Below are 14630 nucleotides of genomic sequence, written 5' to 3'. Positions count from 1 at the left end.
ACGCGGTGCGCTAGCAGACCGCTGGGACACGAGGGATCATCATCGCTCTTGGATCGCACTCCAGCGATCCCACATCTGCCTCCCGTGCCAGCTCCACTGCTCGGTCTCCTCTGGCGCCAGGCGAATCGCCTGGATTTCATCCCGTAGGATCGGGAGGGCGAGGCCGGCCTCGTCCCTCGTCAAGACGACCTCCCGGAAGCTGATGTCAACGATGCAGACGCGCTGCGCTCTCCACCACGGATCGGCCCACCCCGGTGCTGCTCCGACCACCAAGTCGACGGTCTCGTCCTTCTCGTGAGCGCGCTTCAGCTGCTGGTGGAGGCTGGCGTCGCCGGGCAGGGCCCAGTCGGTCGCCAGGGCGTCGTCGACGAAGCCCCAGCAAAGCCGAACGGCGCCATGGAGGACGCCGTACTCGTAGAAGGCGTGGAGCGCCTTGACATCGCTCTCGAGCCGGCGCGCAAGCCTCTGGTGGTCCCCTTCGGAAAGGTAGCGCGCCACCTTCTCGGGATCGCCGAAGGGACGGCGGATGCAGGTGGTCCCCGCGATGAGGAGCTCCGGCGTGATCTGCAGCGTGCGGCCCGCGCGGTTCAGGCGTCTGGATTTCTGTGGCGGATTGAGATCCACAACCCGGCAGCGGCCCGCATCGAACCCCAGCGAGCGTAGCGTGTCGCGGATGTCGAGCCCCGCGATCACATCGAATCGCTCCAGCAGGCCGGCGAGCTCGGCGACGTCGCGACCGATGAAGGCCCTGATCGATCGCTGGCCCATGTCGAGCAACGCCACGGCCTGCGGATCTTCCGCGGAAGGTACCGCGCGAAGGACGGCGCGGCGGGACGAGCGCGCGATCTCGGCGTCGCGTTGCGCCTCCGGGTCGAGCTCCACGCGGCGGACCACGCTGCCCTGCCCCCGTGCCGTGCGTTGCGCCGGCTGCACGAGCACCGGCTGCGGCAGCCCGCGGATCGCCCGCCGCGTCGCGATGAGACCCGGCGCGACAGGGTTCAGCGTGAGCCGCCCGTCGTTCCCCGTGACGAACAGATCGCTCCTCCCTGGCCCGTTGCGCGGGCCGAGCTTCTCTCGATGGCTCGTGAACCCGGCGAGGAGGGTCTCGATCTCCTCTGCTGCCATCGGCATCTGCCAAGCATCCAGCACGGCGGCGGCCTGTCGGATCCATGGCAAGCTCGTCACGGAGCGGCCGCGAAAGGCCGCCGCCACCTCCTCGATCGAGAGCGGGACGTCATCACCGGGTACAGGTAACGTGGGCGTCGGGGGCTGCGGCTCCACGCGCTCGTCGGGGGGGTCGGCCGCCCGCAGCAAGGCGCGCATCAGACCGAGGTCGACGACCTTGCGGCGTATCACGTCCCCCAGGATACCGCGCGTGTTTCGGGCGTTGGGACGGAGCTGAGGATCCTTCGAGACGCGGGGATTCGGCTTTGCCATGCCTGCGCACCCTACCGCAAGGCCCGTCCCGAGACTCGCGTGATCGGATGGGAGGCGGCCAGTTGCTGGTGCGCAAGCCGGGTGAGAAAAAGGTGAGTCCAATCGGAATGGATCGAAGTTGATAGGCAGCCCCGTGGCGCACCGAGACCACCGATACCTTTTGGAAGAAGCTGACCGCAACACCCTACCGCGCGCCAAACCGATCCCCCCGCCACGGTCAAGCAGGTCATCGGGCTGCTCCGGCAGATGCTCGACGACGCGATGCCGCAGCACATCACCACGAATCCCGTGGCCGCCCTGAAGAAGCGCGTCCAGAAAGCCGCCAAGCGCCGCGCCCGCGACGCCACCGTCGAGCCCTGGACCTACCTGGAGCCGGACGAGCAGCACCGCATTCGCACCAGTGACGCCATTCCCGAGGCCGACCGCCTGAGCATCCTCTTCGCTCTCCTCACCGGCCTCCGCCAGGGCGAGCAGTTCAGCCTCGAGCTCGCCGATCTCCGCCTCGCTGCCGACGCCCCGCACGTCGTGGTCCGCTTCGGCTCGAAGAACCAGCCCCCCAAGAACGGCAAAATCCGCCGCGTCTACCTCTCCGCCGACGCCGTCGACATCTGCCGCCGCTGGCTCGCGCTCCTCCCCACGTACGCCCCCCACAACCCCGAGGCCCTCATCTTCCCCGGCGCCCGGGGCGGTCGCGTCTCCAAGGGCAAGACCCCGCTCATCCGCAGCGAGATGGTCACCCTCCCGACCGGCACCGGCCGCCGGAAGCAGAAGAAGCTCGACCTCTTCGACCGCCACCTCGCCGCCGCGGGCGTCACCCGTCCGGTCCGCTGGCACGACCTCCGCCACAGCTGCACCAGCTCGCTCGTCGCCGGCTGATGGGGCCGTCGCTGGACGCTCGAGGAGGTCCGCGAGCACCTCGGCCACACCTCGATCGCCTCGACGCACCGCTACGCCCACCTGAGCGAGACGGCGATCAAGGGCGCCGTCGTCCTCCAGACGCCCGGGTGGGCGCCGCGGCTGCCCACCTCTCCCTCGATTCCGCGTGAGCTTTCGGCTCTAACCCCTCGGAATCATTCAGTGGGTCGACAGGGACTCGAACCCTGGACCTACGGATTAAAAGTCCGCAGCTCTACCGACTGAGCTATCGACCCGATTCAGCGGCCGGCGAACCTAGCAGAAGCCCCTGGCAGATTCCACCTTCTCTTTCCGTCCGCCTCCTTGCCCATCCCTCGGCCCGTCGCCCTTCCAGCTCGCCGCCCCTTCCAGCTCGCCGCCCCTTCCAGCTCGCCGCCGCCCCCTTCCCGCCGCCACGCCACGCCGCGTCCCCTTGCGCCCGGCCGTCTCCCGCCGCGCCGCGCCACGCCCTGCGCCCGCCCGCCCGGTCCCCACCTAGTTCCCCCGTCCGCCCCACCTCCCCCTCTCCCCCGTCTCCCCACCCCGGGCTCTCCGTCCCGTCCCTCGCTCCCCTCCCCTCGCTTCCCCCTCACCGCCGCCTTCCTCACGCCCTCGCCTCGCGCTATGAGGTCGCGCCATGTCGCCGTCACGCCCTTCCGCCGCCTCCAAGGAATCGTTCGCTTCGCTCTTCGAGCAATCGGAGGGAGCTGGCAAGCAGCGTCGCCGCCAGTACCACACGGGTGAGACCGTCGAGGTGACCGTCGTCGCGATCGCTCGCGAGGCGGTCTTCGCGGATCTCGGCGGCAAGCAGGAGGGCATGTTCGAGCGGGCGGGCCTCATCGATGGCGAGGGCAAGCTCCGCGTGGCGGTCGGCTCGCGCGTCTCCGCGGTGGTCTCTGGCGTCGATTCGGGCACCGGCCAGGTGCGCCTCACGCCGGTCGTCGTGCGCGCGAGCGACGACGGCGCATCGTCGATCTCCGTCGCCTCGCCTGCCGCGGGCGGCGCGCCGCTGCTCGTCGAGGGAGCGCGGGTCAAGGGCAAGGTGACGGGCATCGAGCGGTACGGCATCTTCGTGCAGATCGCTGGCACCTCGGGCCGCTCGGGCCGTGGGCTCGTCCCGACGGCCGAGACGGCGACCCCGCGCGCGGCCGACCTGAAGAAGCACTTCACCGTGGGTCAGGACGTCGAGGCGAAGATCCTCAGCGTGGACGAGTCCGGCAAGATCCGCCTGTCAATCTCCGCCCTCCGCGCCGACGAGGAGCGCGGCCAGTTCGAGTCGTACGCCAAGGCCGAGCGCTCCGGCGACGCCGGCGACAAGGGCGCCAAGCAGCCGACCCCGCGCAATTTCGGCACGCTGGGCGACCTGCTCGCAAAGAAGGTCAAGCGCTAGCGCGCCGCTTTCCCCTCTCCTCTCCCCGCCCCGCCTTCCCGCGCCGTCTCCCCGCCTTCCCGCACCGTCCCGCTCGCCCTCCCCACCCGCCCCACCGGCAGGACATTGCATCTCCCCCTCGGTTGAGCGTACACCTCGCCCGCTCAGCCCCTTGCAACCCCTGCGTTCGCTTCTCCTCGCCCCCTGGTCTCGCGCCCGCGCCCGAGCCCACGCTCGCACCCGCGGCCCAGCTCGCCCTGCCTTCGCCTTCGCGCCGCCGATGCTTCCCCTCGCTCGTGCTCGTGCCTCCGCCCTCGCCTTGCTGGCCGCGGCCTGCTCTCCGGCCCAGGATCCCCCCGGCAGGGCGACCGACGATCACCGCGCCGGCTCCCCTGAATCGACGGCCCCGCTCGCTCTCCCCGCCGCCTCCGCCGCCGCTCCGGGCCCCTCCGCGGCCGACCCCGCAGTGCCCTCGTCGGCCGCGCTCTCGCCCTCGCTTCGCCCGCTCTCCCCTGCGCTCGCAGGCCAGGCTTCCTCTCCGGGTTCCCCTGCTTCCCCTGGCTCCCCCGCGCCCGGCGCAGTGTCTCCTGCGTCCCTCACGTCGGCGGTCGCCTCCTCCCCCGCCGCGAAGGAGGCCACCCTCCCGGGCCAGGGCGCGAAGATCGCCAGCATCGCGATGCGCACCTGGATCTACGTCGCCCCCGACGAGCGCTCGACGAAGCTCGGCTACCTGCGCGCCGGCGCGGTCGTCGATCGGGCCGAGCTCCCGGCGGGTACCGACGGCTGCGCCGGCGGCTGGTACCGGATCGCGCCGCGCGGCTACGTCTGCGTCGGCAAGGGCGCCTCGCTCGCGCTCGAGCACCAGGTGGTCGCCGCCGCCGTGCGCGGCCCGCGCCGCGGCGCCCCCGTGCCGTACCACTACGTCATGTCGGGCTCGCCCCCGCCGCACCTCTACTTCCGGCTCCCGACCCTCGAGGACCAGCGCCGCGTCGAGGGCTCCACGCTCAGCGTCCACCTCGCCCGCACCGCCGGTGCGCCCTCGACGTTGCCGCTCGACCCCGTGCCCGACTTTCTGCTCGCCGGCCGGGATCTCCCCAAGCCCTACGGCGCCGAGGAGAAGCTCCACTACTCCGTGCACACGGGCCGCGCCAAGGAGAGCTCGGCGTTCGGCCTGATCACCACCTTCGAGTGGACCAACCGCCGCTTCGGCCTCACGACCGAGCTCGACCTCATCCCGCTCGATCGCACGCGCCCCGCGCGCCTCAGCGCGCTGCGCGGCGTGATCATCAAGGACCTCGACGCCGACGTCGCCGACGCTCCCGCGAGCGCCTCGGACGCCGCGCCTCCGCCCGGCGCGCCGCCCCCGGCCGCCGCGCCGCCCCCCGCCGGCAGCGCCTCCCCGATCGCCAGCGCCCCTTCCTCCCCGGCCGCCCCCCAGACCGACTCCGCGAGCTTCTCCATCGCCGAGCGCCCGGCCGACGAGCTCCCGCCCGCGCCGCCTGGCACCGACCCGCGCGTCGATCCCAGCCTGAAGGGCGCCCCGGCGTTCGTCCGCGTCCACGGGGCGAGCCGGCAGCGCGTGTCCGCCTCGGGGCGCGCGCTCGTCGACGCGGGCGCTGCGCCGTTCCGCTCGGGCTGGGTGCTCACCGGCCGCACGCGCGGCGGCGCCAAGGGGCTCGTCGAGACCACGGAGGGCTCATGGCTCGCCGGCGGCCACCTCGTCATCGCCGAGCTGCGCAAGGATCCGCAGGGGTTCGCGCGCGACGGCAAGAAGTGGATCGACGTCTCGATCCGCCGCCAGATGCTCGTCGCCTACGAGGGCACCCGACCCGTGTTCGCGGCGCTCATCTCCAGCGGCCGCAGCGGCATGGCCGACCCCGAGGAGACCGACGCCACCGTCCGCGGCTCGTTCTACATCCACGCGAAGCACGTCTCGACCACCATGGACGGCGACGACGAGGCGGCCGAGGCGTTCGATCTGCGCGACGTGCCGTACACCCAGTACTTCCACGAGGGGTACGCGCTGCACGGCGCCTACTGGCACGACGAGTTCGGCAAGGCGCGCAGCCACGGCTGCATCAACCTGGCGCCCGCCGACGCGGCCTGGCTCTTCGAGTGGACCGAGCCCGCCGTCCCGCCCGAGTGGCACGGAGCCGTCAACATCGAGCGCGGCGGCACGCTGGTCTACGTGCACGGCTGAGCTGCGTGCGCGGCTGAGCTGCGCGCACGGCTGAGCTGCGTGCACGGCTGAGCTGGCTTCGCGCAGCCCAGCGCGCCGGAGGCCTCCGGCGAGGGGCCGCGCGCCGCCAGCTCGCCCGGCGCACGCGCTGGCTCTCCCGTCCCGGATACTACTGGCAGCTCGCCGGCATCTGCGCGCCGAGCAGGAGGCCGCGCAGGGTCGAGAGCGCCTGCCGGCCCTGCGGCGAGTTCGCCAGGCCGTCGCAGGCCGAGGCCGCCGCGAGGTAGCCGCCCTGCTGCTCGGGCGGCGCCGACTTCGCGTTCTGGCGCAGCGCCGCGCAGCACTTCCGGATCCCGCTCGGATCGCCCGTGGCGACCGGCTTCTTTCCGGCGTCCGCGTCCGCCGTGTCGGCGTCCGCGTCCGCCCCGGCGTCCTCTTCGGGCACGATCTGCGTGGTGGGCGTCGGCGTCGGGGCCGGCGTCACCGCGGCCGGCGCCGAGGGCACCGGCGGCGGCTCCTCCTCCTCCTTCTTGCACCCGTTGCTGACCAGAGCCACCGCAAGGGGGAACGTCAGCGCCCCCAGAACCGTGAAGAGCCGTGTAGATTTCATCTCACCTCAAGTATCCGATTCGCGTTTGCGTGGGAACTTCTGTTCGACGAGGAACGCCCCGATCGCAACCAACTTCCCCGAGCGCACGCGGTCATGATACCCGCCGACTGCACGCCCTCGGCGATCCGAGCGGTCGAAGTATGGGCGTCGCGAGCCCGGTCGCAAGATCGCGAACGCCGCCGACGGCCGCGCCTCAGGTGCGCCCCGACCTCGTCTGCAGGCGCCTCCGCCGCGGCGACGCGCGCGACGCGCACGACGCACGACGGCGCGCGTGTCGCGACGCACGACGGCGCGCGCGCAGGGCGGAACCGAGCGCAGCGACGCGCGACGGCCGCCTCGAGAGGCGATCCCGCGCGCGCCCCTGGCCCAAGCGCGCGCTCGTGCGCATGTCCAAATCACGAAAGGACACGCCGACCGGCCGCCTGAGCGTCACGACTCCAGCGTTCGACCGATACGGCTGAAGCAGAAGCAACCATGAAGAGCACGCAGCACAAGGAGTGGAAGAACGAACACCCATCCGTTGTCAACAGCCCCGCAGACGACACCTCGGTCACGTTCTCGATCGACGCGCCGGCGGCCGGTGACGACACCGCCGACGCGACCTCGCCCGCGGCGCGGGCCGCGGACGACGACCGCGACGTGCCCTCGGGGCAGATCGACCTCACCGTGCTGAGCGCCGGCGCGGCAGGCGCTCCGCCCAAGGTCCTCGACGTCTTACCTATCTTCCCGTTCGGCGAGCCGCCCGCGTCCATGCGCGGCCCCGCGTCGATGCGCGGCCCCGCGTCCACGCGCGGCCCCGCGTCCGCCCGCACGCCAGCGGCGCCGTCGCCCGACACGCCGAGGCGCGCGTGGCGCGTCCGCTCGGCCGCCGCCCTGCTCGCGGCCGCCGCCGCGGTTGCGGCCCTCACCGCGGGCATCTCGACCCCGGACACCGCCCCCGGCCCTGCTGCAACGGCTGGGCTCGCGGCTGCGGCGCGCGCGATCGAGGCGCGGCTCCCGCGCATCGAGCCGACCGCCGTCGCGGCGACCGCCGCCGCGACGGACGTGGCTCCAGAGCGCGCGCCCGCCTCGACCGACGCGCCCGGCGCCGCCGTCGCCGCGCAGCGCGCGCCCGAAGGCCGCGCGCGGTCCACCGGCGCAGCCGCCCCGCCGCGCGCCAACGCCGGCCCGGCGGCGCCGAGCTCGACCGACCGCCGTGCCCCCGCCGACCCTTGCGGCGGCGACCTCATGTGCGCCATGCGCCGCGCGACCGGCGGCTGATCCGCCGCAGCGGAAGCGACCCGCGGGCCGCTGCTGAATGACGCCGATCGGTCGCTCAGCGGCGGCCTCTCCTCCACGCCGCCCCGCGGCCTCTCCTCCACCGCCGCCCCGCGGCCTCTCCTCCACCGTTGCGCGCACCTCCGCCGCCGATCACCTCAGGCCGGGATCCCGCCCGGCCCGGCCCGACCGGCCGCGCCGCTCAGGCCGAGGCCGGGCTCGGGCCGCACGCCGAGCCGGCGTGCACCGCGATCGAGTCGAGCAGGCGGTTCAGGTCGAACGGCTTCGCGACCGACGCGCACGCGCCGACCTCGCGGGCCCAGGTGCCGGCGTCCACCGCCGCCGTCATGACCAGGATCGGCGCGCGCGGACCGGGGGACGACGCGTACGCCCGCGCGAAACCCCAGCCGTCCATGACCGGCATGCGCATGTCGAGCAGGATGAGGTTCGGCCTGTTGCGCTCGAGCAGCGCCAGCGCGGCCTCGCCGTCGCTCGCCGAGAGGACGTCGTACCCCTCCTCCATCAGGGTGATCTCGAGCATTTCCCGGATCTCCTGGTCGTCGTCCACGATCAGGATCTGCTTGCGCCGTGTCACGCGGCTCCTTTCGGTCTGCAGCTTGGATCCATGCTCGGCGCTCGCCGGCCTCTCCGCCCCGGTTTGACAGGTTCCGTCTGCCACGAGTTTCCCCCCGCACGGGCGCCCCCCGTGCGATCTCCACCCAGGCAAACGATGTCACGCCGGCGTCCCACGTCGCACGTGACAAGCGCAATCTCGATCGCGGCGCCCGTTCGGGGCAGAAGCTCACGGCCGCGGACGCGCGCCGGCCAGCGAGGACGCCGCGCGCTCCCCCGCGATCTCCATCCTGGGCACGAGCGACGCGTCGAGGTCCGTCCTCCCCTCGCGCGCGAGCTGCTCGATCGCGCGCGCCGCGCGGGCGACGTCGCCGGACAGGAGCCCCACCGCGAGCCCGCCCATGCCCTCCGGCACGCCCGCGAGCCGCGCGTGCGCCTTGTCGAGCAGGCGCACCGCCCCCGACGGGCTCCGCATCCGCGTGAGCTTGTGCAGGGCGGCGGCGACGAGGATGAGCCCCTGGAGGAACGCCTTCCGCACCGGGTCCGGCTCGGCGCGCCACCCGTCCTCCCACAGCTCGTGCGCCTCGTAGAACAGCCCGGCGCGGTAGGCGAAGAGCCCCCGCAGCACGATCGCTTCGAGCTCGGCGTCGGACGGGTTCATGGCGCGGACCGGCGAGAGGAGGCGCAGAGAAGCCGGCGGAGGCCGTCGACGATAGCACGCGGGCCGGCGCCCCCGCGCTCCGGCCTTCCGGTGCTACGCTCGGCGCGTGCAGCGGTGGATCCTCGTCGCGGTGATCGCTGGGCTCCACCTCGTGGCGTTCGCGATCGGCCTGTTCCTGCGCCGCCGCCGCCGGCGCCGCGCCGAAGCAGCGCGCGCCGCCGCCGCGCCTCGCCGGGCTGACGCAGCGCGCGCCGCCGCCGCGCCTCGCCGCGCGCAGCGCTGACGCGGCCCGCGCCGCCGCCGCGCCTCGCCGCGCGCAGCGCTGACGCGGCCCGCGCCGCCGCCGCGCCGCCGCCGCGCCGCCGCCGCGATCGGCCGCGCTCAGCGCGCGAGCAGGCTGCGCAGCCGGTCGAGCGCCGCCGGGTGCGCCCGCACCGCGAGCCGTCCGCCGGCGTCGTCGTACTCCTCCGAGAGCACGCGCGCGTTCTCGTAGATCTCCCCGATGAGGCTCTGCTTCGCGTACGGCAGGAGCAGCTCCGCCTCCACCATCGACTGCTCGAAGAAGCCGATGATCGCCTCGCGCAGCGCCGCCACGTCGCCCGGGATCTTCGCCGAGAGCAGCGTCGCCTCGGGGAACTCGAGGCGCAGCGCCTCGCGCTCCTCCTCGGAGAGCCGGTCCACCTTGTTGAGCAGGAGCCGGCTCGGCACCTCGCTCGCGCCGATCTCCGAGAGCACGCTGCGCGTCACCCCGAGCTGATCGCGGAACGTCGGGTCCGACGCGTCGGCCACGTAGAGCAGGAGCGACGCCTCGAGCGCCTCGTCCAGCGTCGACCGGAAGCTCGCCACGAGATCGTGCGGCAGCTTCTTGATGAAGCCGACCGTGTCCGAGACGAGGATCCGCGGGCGCACCTCCGGGTGGAGCGCGCGCACCGTCGTGTCGAGCGTCGCGAAGAGCTTGTCCGCCACGAGCACCTCGCTGCCCGTCAGCGCCCGCATCAGCGAGGACTTGCCGGCGTTCGTGTAGCCGACGAGCGCCACGCGGCGCTGCCCCTGCCGGAGCGCGCGGCGCGTCGACTGCTCGCGCTGGACCCCGGAGAGCTCCTGCTTCAGCTCCGCGATGCGATCGCGGATCTTGCGCCGATCGAGCTCGAGCGCGCTCTCGCCGGCGCCCTTGCCGCCGATGCCGCCGCGCTGCCGGTCCCCGCCGCCGCCCGTCTCGCGGAGCCGCGGCGCCACGTAGTTGAGCCGCGCGATCTCCACCTCGAGCTTCGCCTCGCGGCTCCGCGCGTGGCGGTGGAAGATCTCGATGATCACGCCCGCTCGATCGAGCACCTGCGCGCCCGTCGCGCGCTCCAGGTTGCGCGCCTGGCTCGGCGAGATGTCGTGATCGACCGCCACGACCGTCGCCCGGCGCGCCTCCCGCCCGCCGGCGTCCGGCGCCGCGCCGCCGCCGTCCTCATCCGCGTCGTCGACCTCGTCCTCGCCGAGCTCGCCGTCGTCGTCGCCTTCGCCGCTCTCGGCGGCCCGGCGCGCGCGCGCCTTGTTCTTCCGCTCCGGCGCGCCCGACGGCACGACGCCGCTGCCGCCCGTGAGCTCCGCGAGCTCCTTGAGCTTGCCTTCGCCGAGCACCGCGGCCGCCGCGAGCGCGCTGCGCCGCTGCGACACGGTCGCGATCACGTCGAAGCCGAGCGTGTGAACGAGGCGGCCCAGCTCGGCCAGATCCGCGGCGTGCTCGACATCGTCGACGCCGGGGAGCTGAACCCCGACGAGCACCGCGAGAGGACGTTCCTGTTGAGTCGTGGTCATACGGTGGTGTTTGAGGGCGGGAGCTTCGCCTCATCCCCCCCCGCGACGCAAGCCGCCGCGCGCTCTCCGGCGCGCGCCCCGGGCCTCCCTGCGGCGTTCCCCGCGCTCCCCCCGGCCCTGCCACGACGCCGCGCAGGCCCCCCCTGACGCCGCCACCCAGGCCGTCACGCCCGCGGCGGCGCGCCGCGCCCGCCGCGCTCGCTCCGCCTCACCGCCCTCGGGCCGCCTCGCGGTGCAGCCGCGCGGCCTCGATGGCCATCGACGCGAGGCGCCCGAGCTCCGTCGCGACGCCCGCGTCGTCCTGCCGGAGCTCGCGCTCCACCGCCCACAGGCTCAGGAGGCCGAGCCTCCGGCCGCGCGCTACGAGCGGCACGAGGATCGCCGACCGGGCGCCGAGCTCCCGCAGCGCCGCCAGGTGCTCCGGCCCGCGGGCGATCCGCTGCAGCCACGGATCGGTGACCAGCGGGATCAGCGTGGCCTCGCGGCGGGCCGCCGCGTCGGCCATCGGGCCGGCCTCGCTGAGCAGCAGCGGCGGGTGCTTGAGGAGCCGCGGCACGAGCGCCCGCGCCTCCGGCAGCCGCGCCGACGCGACGAGCCGCGGGAGGCCGCCGTCGTCGTGGTCGAGCGCGCACAGGTCCGCGAAGCGCTCGCCGCCGAGCCGCACCAGATGCTCGACCGCCGCGTCGTGATCGGCCGACTCCGCCAGCGCCGCGCTCGCCGCGACCAGGAGCTCGCGGCCGCGCTCGGCCTTCCGGGCCTCGGTCACGTCGTCGACGATCATCACGGCCGCGGTGATCCGCCCGTCGGCGTCGCGCACCGGCGTCGCGCTGAAGCTCCCGAGGCGGCGCTCCCCGTCGCCGCGGACGAACTCGAGCTCCTCGCGGGCGACCGTCTCGCCGCCGTGCAGCGCCCGGAAGAGCAGCCAGCGCGCGCGCTGGTCGTCGTCCGCCTCGCTGAGCAGCGTCCGCAGCGGGGCGTTGCTCGGGGTCTCCTCGGGGCCGCGGACGATCTCCGCGAAGCGCCGGTTGCTCAGCGCGATCGTGCCCCCCGTCCCCTCCGCGACGGCCACGCCGACCGGCAGCCGCTGGATCGCCGTCTCGAACCGGCCGCGCTCCGCCGCGAGCTGCTCGCGCAGCTGCGCCTGGGTCGCGAGCGCGGCCGCGCGCTCGGCCGCCTTCCGGAAGAGCAGCCGGTCCCCCTCGGAGAACTCGGACACGCGGCGCGAGCTCACGACCGCGACCCCGACGAGGCGCCCCTCCGACAGCATCGGCACGCCGTAGAGCGCGTGCAGCGCGTCGCTCGGGCGCTCGCTCTGCGCGCCCGACTCGGGCCCGGCCGCGCCGCCCCCGGCGTCGGTGGCCAGCGGATCCGGCGCCGCCGAGCGCAGCGCCACCGGGCGGCGCTCGCGCACCACGCGGCCGACGAACCCCTCGGCCAGCCGGTAAGCGCGCAGGCCCCAGAGCGCCTCGTCGACGCCCATGGCCGCGCGGATCCGCAGCACCTCGCCCTCGATCAGCAGCATCACCGCCCAGTCGACCGAGCGCGCCGACTCGAGCAGCACCTCGAGCAGCCGCCGCAGCAGCCGGTCGATGTGCACGCTGCCCATGCCCTCGGCCGAGACGCGATCGAGCGCCCCGAGCGCGCGCTCGCGGCCGGCGGCGCTCCGCGTGGCCGGATCGATGATCACCTGATCGAGCGCCTCGTGCAGGACGGTCATCTCGAGCCACGACGCCTGCGTGCCGGTCCGCTCGAGGAGCCGGAGCACGCAGCGGCGCAGCACCGAGTACTGGGCCGTCACGTCCTCCAGATCGAACCCGTCGCGGAGCCGGTCGAGCACGCGGAAGCCGAGCAGCGGCTCGGGGAACTCGGTCGACAGCGACTCGACGCCGGTCCACGAGTCGCGCGCGTCGTCGCTCTGCGGCACGACCGCCGACGACACGGCCGCGTCGAGGCGCTCGGCGATGCGCTCGAAGACGGTGGGCAGCTCCTCGCGCAGCGCGAGGTAGCCCGGGGACTGCTCGCCCGGCGCGCGGCGCCGCTCGGCGCGCTCCCACGCCTCCAGGATCCCTGCGCCGTGGGTGCGGAGGAAGGCGGCGAGCGGCGACTTGGGAAGGTCTCTGGGAGCCATTCACGCGCTGGCCGGAGCCTAGGCCCTCTCAGTCTACGCCAGCCCGCGAGGGCGTAGATCGAGAAACGAACCGGACGCGGCCTTCAGCGCCGCCCGCCCGCTCCCGCACGGACGGCGCGGCGCCGGGAGCGAGCGCTGCACCCGGTCGCTTCGATCGGCGCTCGGGCCGACGCTCGCCGCGCCCTTCCATAAGCGGTTGATGAAGCCGCGCGCGGTCGTTCGCGTGGGCACGGCCTCGCTCGCCCGCCGTCGCGCCGCCCTGCTTCAGCCCGCGCGCCTCGCGGGCCCGCGTGCGCTCGATCGCGCGCGGGCCCGCGAACGCCGCGCCAGCGCGAGCGCGCCGGCGGCCGAGAGCGCGAGCGCGATCGCACGCCGGCCGCCGGGCGGCGCGGCGGCGTCGGCGCTCGCCGCGCCCGGCGCGCCGAGCTTGCACCCGCACCCGCCCGCCTCCTCCGCGGGCCCCGCGGAGGAACCTCCGCTGCCGGCGCCGCTGCCGCTGCCGCTGCCGGCGCCACCGCATTGACGGGAGCCGATGGTGAGCTCGGTCGCGCCCCAGAGATCCGTGCAGGTCGAGGCCGCGCCGCTCTCCGGCGCGCACTCGATCGGGCCGCAGAGCCCGTCGCGGTGCAGGAGGGCCTCGAAGCTCTTTCCCTCGTCGAGCGAGCGGCCGACCGTGAAGCCGTCGACGACCTCGTCGCCGCAGGCGAAGAGCGCCGCCCCGGTCCAGGTCAGGCACCGCGCGCCGACGCCCGACATCTTCGTGAACTCGAGCGAGCTCGCGGCCGCGCGCCAGATCCCGTCCTGCGGGCCGCTCACGAGCACGGTCGCCCCGTCCGGCGACAGCGCGAAGCCGAGGAGGTCGCCCTGGCTCTCGAACACCGTCGCGAAGGTCTGCCCGCCGTCGCGCGAGACGAGCAGCGCGTCGCTGGGATCGCCGTCGAGGCGCACGTAGATCGTGTCGGGATCGGCGGGATCGATCGCGCCGATGTACGGCAGCCGCTTGTCGTCGCTCCCCGGGATGTCGAAGCGCTCCCAGGTCGTGCCGCGGTCGTCGGTCCGCTGCAGGGCCCCGGCGTAGTCCGGCCCGCCGAAGCGGCCGCTCAGATAGATGCGGTCGCGGTTCGAGGGGGCCGCGTCGACCGTCTGCGCGAGGAAGTCCTCGGGCAGATCGGCGCTCGACTTGGTCCAGCTGTCCGCGTTGTCGCTCGTCTCCCAGAGCTGGGTCAGGAACCGCCCAGCCCCGAGCCCCGAGCTGATGACGAGCACGGCCCGCGAGGGGTCCTCGCGATCGGCGGAGAGGTCGATGACGTAGCTATCCGAGAGCTCGCCCGGGGCGAACGACCAGTCGCACCCGCCGTTCTTCGACGCGCTGAGCCCCTCGAAGACGCCGGCGATGATCGTCCCGTCGGCGAGGAAGGCGACCATCGGGTCCTCGTTCCCGCCGAAGCCGACGACCGGCTCGCAGATCCAGCGCCACTCCTCGCCGCCGTCGCTCGTGGAGAGCAGGCCGTAGGTCGCGCGCACCAGCAGGCGCGACGGATCGCTCGGGTGGCTCGCGATGAGGCCCGCGGCCGGGAAGCGGCCGTTCGCCGAGGCCGGCGCGGCGAGCCCCAGCGCCGCGACCAGCGCCGCGGCCGACGGCGCGAGCCGGCGGCGCCGCGGCGCGCTCGTTCCCCTTCGCGGTCGAGGCGTCTCCTCTGCAGAGCTGTGCACGGG

The 14630-nt window shown here is 74.3% G+C and carries 12 protein-coding genes and 1 tRNA gene; 5 read left to right on the top strand and 8 right to left on the bottom strand.

Annotation, left to right across the window (positions count from 1 at the left end; genetic code table 11):
* Positions 1–39: 39 nt before the first annotated feature.
* Positions 40–1539, bottom strand: coding sequence for a hypothetical protein (locus WMF26_RS19075; RefSeq protein WP_438001470.1), 1500 nt, complete (start codon positions 1537–1539; stop codon positions 40–42).
* Positions 1540–1683: 144 nt separating this feature from the next.
* On the opposite strand from WMF26_RS19075, the gene WMF26_RS19070 reads away from it, so the two are divergent.
* The gene (locus WMF26_RS19070) at positions 1684–2313 is read left to right on the top strand and encodes a tyrosine-type recombinase/integrase (RefSeq protein WP_438001469.1); all 630 of its coding nucleotides are present in this window, start codon (positions 1684–1686) and stop codon (positions 2311–2313) included.
* Between the two features lie 202 nt (positions 2314–2515).
* Here WMF26_RS19070 and WMF26_RS19065 read toward each other — a convergent pair.
* Positions 2516–2588 (bottom strand) — tRNA-Lys (locus WMF26_RS19065).
* A 380-nt stretch (positions 2589–2968) separates the two neighbouring features.
* Between WMF26_RS19065 and WMF26_RS19060 the strand changes: the two genes are divergently transcribed.
* Positions 2969–3721, top strand: a complete 753-nt coding sequence (locus WMF26_RS19060) for a S1 RNA-binding domain-containing protein (RefSeq protein ID WP_438001468.1) — start codon at positions 2969–2971, stop codon at positions 3719–3721.
* Between the two features lie 559 nt (positions 3722–4280).
* Complete coding sequence (locus WMF26_RS19055) at positions 4281–5900, top strand: L,D-transpeptidase (protein WP_438001467.1); 1620 nt, start codon at positions 4281–4283, stop codon at positions 5898–5900.
* A gap of 148 nt (positions 5901–6048) precedes the next feature.
* Here WMF26_RS19055 and WMF26_RS19050 read toward each other — a convergent pair whose 3' ends face one another.
* Positions 6049–6489, bottom strand: a complete 441-nt coding sequence (locus WMF26_RS19050; protein WP_437338412.1) for an acyltransferase — start codon at positions 6487–6489, stop codon at positions 6049–6051.
* Positions 6490–6963: 474 nt separating this feature from the next.
* Between WMF26_RS19050 and WMF26_RS19045 the strand changes: the two genes are divergently transcribed.
* Positions 6964–7749, top strand: coding sequence for a hypothetical protein (locus WMF26_RS19045; RefSeq protein ID WP_438001466.1), 786 nt, complete (start codon positions 6964–6966; stop codon positions 7747–7749).
* Between the two features lie 199 nt (positions 7750–7948).
* On the opposite strand, the gene WMF26_RS19040 is transcribed toward WMF26_RS19045, so the two are convergent.
* Complete coding sequence (locus tag WMF26_RS19040; protein WP_061629655.1) at positions 7949–8341, bottom strand: response regulator; 393 nt, start codon at positions 8339–8341, stop codon at positions 7949–7951.
* Between the two features lie 207 nt (positions 8342–8548).
* The gene (locus WMF26_RS19035) at positions 8549–8980 is read right to left on the bottom strand and encodes a DUF309 domain-containing protein (protein ID WP_438001465.1); all 432 of its coding nucleotides are present in this window, start codon (positions 8978–8980) and stop codon (positions 8549–8551) included.
* 106 nt (positions 8981–9086) lie between these two features.
* Here WMF26_RS19035 and WMF26_RS19030 point away from each other — a divergent pair, with 106 nt between their 5' ends.
* Entirely contained in the window at positions 9087–9263 is a 177-nt protein-coding gene (locus WMF26_RS19030) for a hypothetical protein (RefSeq protein WP_020735772.1), read from the top strand.
* Between the two features lie 98 nt (positions 9264–9361).
* On the opposite strand, the gene hflX is transcribed toward WMF26_RS19030, so the two are convergent.
* The 3 genes from hflX to WMF26_RS19015 all read right to left on the bottom strand — a co-directional run bounded on the left by hflX (position 9362) and on the right by WMF26_RS19015 (position 14627).
* On the bottom strand, positions 9362–10786 hold the full coding sequence (gene hflX, locus WMF26_RS19025; RefSeq protein WP_061624278.1) for a GTPase HflX: 1425 nt from the start codon (positions 10784–10786) through the stop codon (positions 9362–9364).
* 208 nt (positions 10787–10994) lie between these two features.
* On the bottom strand, positions 10995–12914 hold the full coding sequence (locus WMF26_RS19020; RefSeq protein ID WP_438001464.1) for a GAF domain-containing protein: 1920 nt from the start codon (positions 12912–12914) through the stop codon (positions 10995–10997).
* 264 nt (positions 12915–13178) lie between these two features.
* Entirely contained in the window at positions 13179–14627 is a 1449-nt protein-coding gene (locus WMF26_RS19015; protein ID WP_438001463.1) for a WD40/YVTN/BNR-like repeat-containing protein, read from the bottom strand.
* Between the last annotated feature and the right edge of the window lie 3 nt (positions 14628–14630).

This window comes from Sorangium sp. So ce185 (genome assembly GCF_051526825.1).
Classification (GTDB): Bacteria; Myxococcota_A; Polyangia; order Polyangiales; family Polyangiaceae; genus Sorangium; species Sorangium cellulosum_D.
The sequence above is the reverse complement of the archived record's forward strand: the minus strand, read 5'-3'. Positions and strand labels throughout refer to the sequence as shown.

What these genes read in the sequence shown, in the direction of transcription:
- WMF26_RS19070 (WP_438001469.1), top strand. Translation starts at nt 1,684, where the DNA reads ATGCTCGACGACGCGATGCCGCAGCACATCACCACGAATCCCGTGGCC.
- WMF26_RS19060 (WP_438001468.1), top strand. Translation starts at nt 2,969, where the DNA reads ATGTCGCCGTCACGCCCTTCCGCCGCCTCCAAGGAATCGTTCGCTTCG.
- WMF26_RS19050 (WP_437338412.1), bottom strand. Translation starts at nt 6,489, where the DNA reads ATGAAATCTACACGGCTCTTCACGGTTCTGGGGGCGCTGACGTTCCCC.
- WMF26_RS19045 (WP_438001466.1), top strand. Translation starts at nt 6,964, where the DNA reads ATGAAGAGCACGCAGCACAAGGAGTGGAAGAACGAACACCCATCCGTT.
- WMF26_RS19035 (WP_438001465.1), bottom strand. Translation starts at nt 8,980, where the DNA reads ATGAACCCGTCCGACGCCGAGCTCGAAGCGATCGTGCTGCGGGGGCTC.
- hflX (WP_061624278.1), bottom strand. Translation starts at nt 10,786, where the DNA reads ATGACCACGACTCAACAGGAACGTCCTCTCGCGGTGCTCGTCGGGGTT.
- WMF26_RS19020 (WP_438001464.1), bottom strand. Translation starts at nt 12,914, where the DNA reads ATGGCTCCCAGAGACCTTCCCAAGTCGCCGCTCGCCGCCTTCCTCCGC.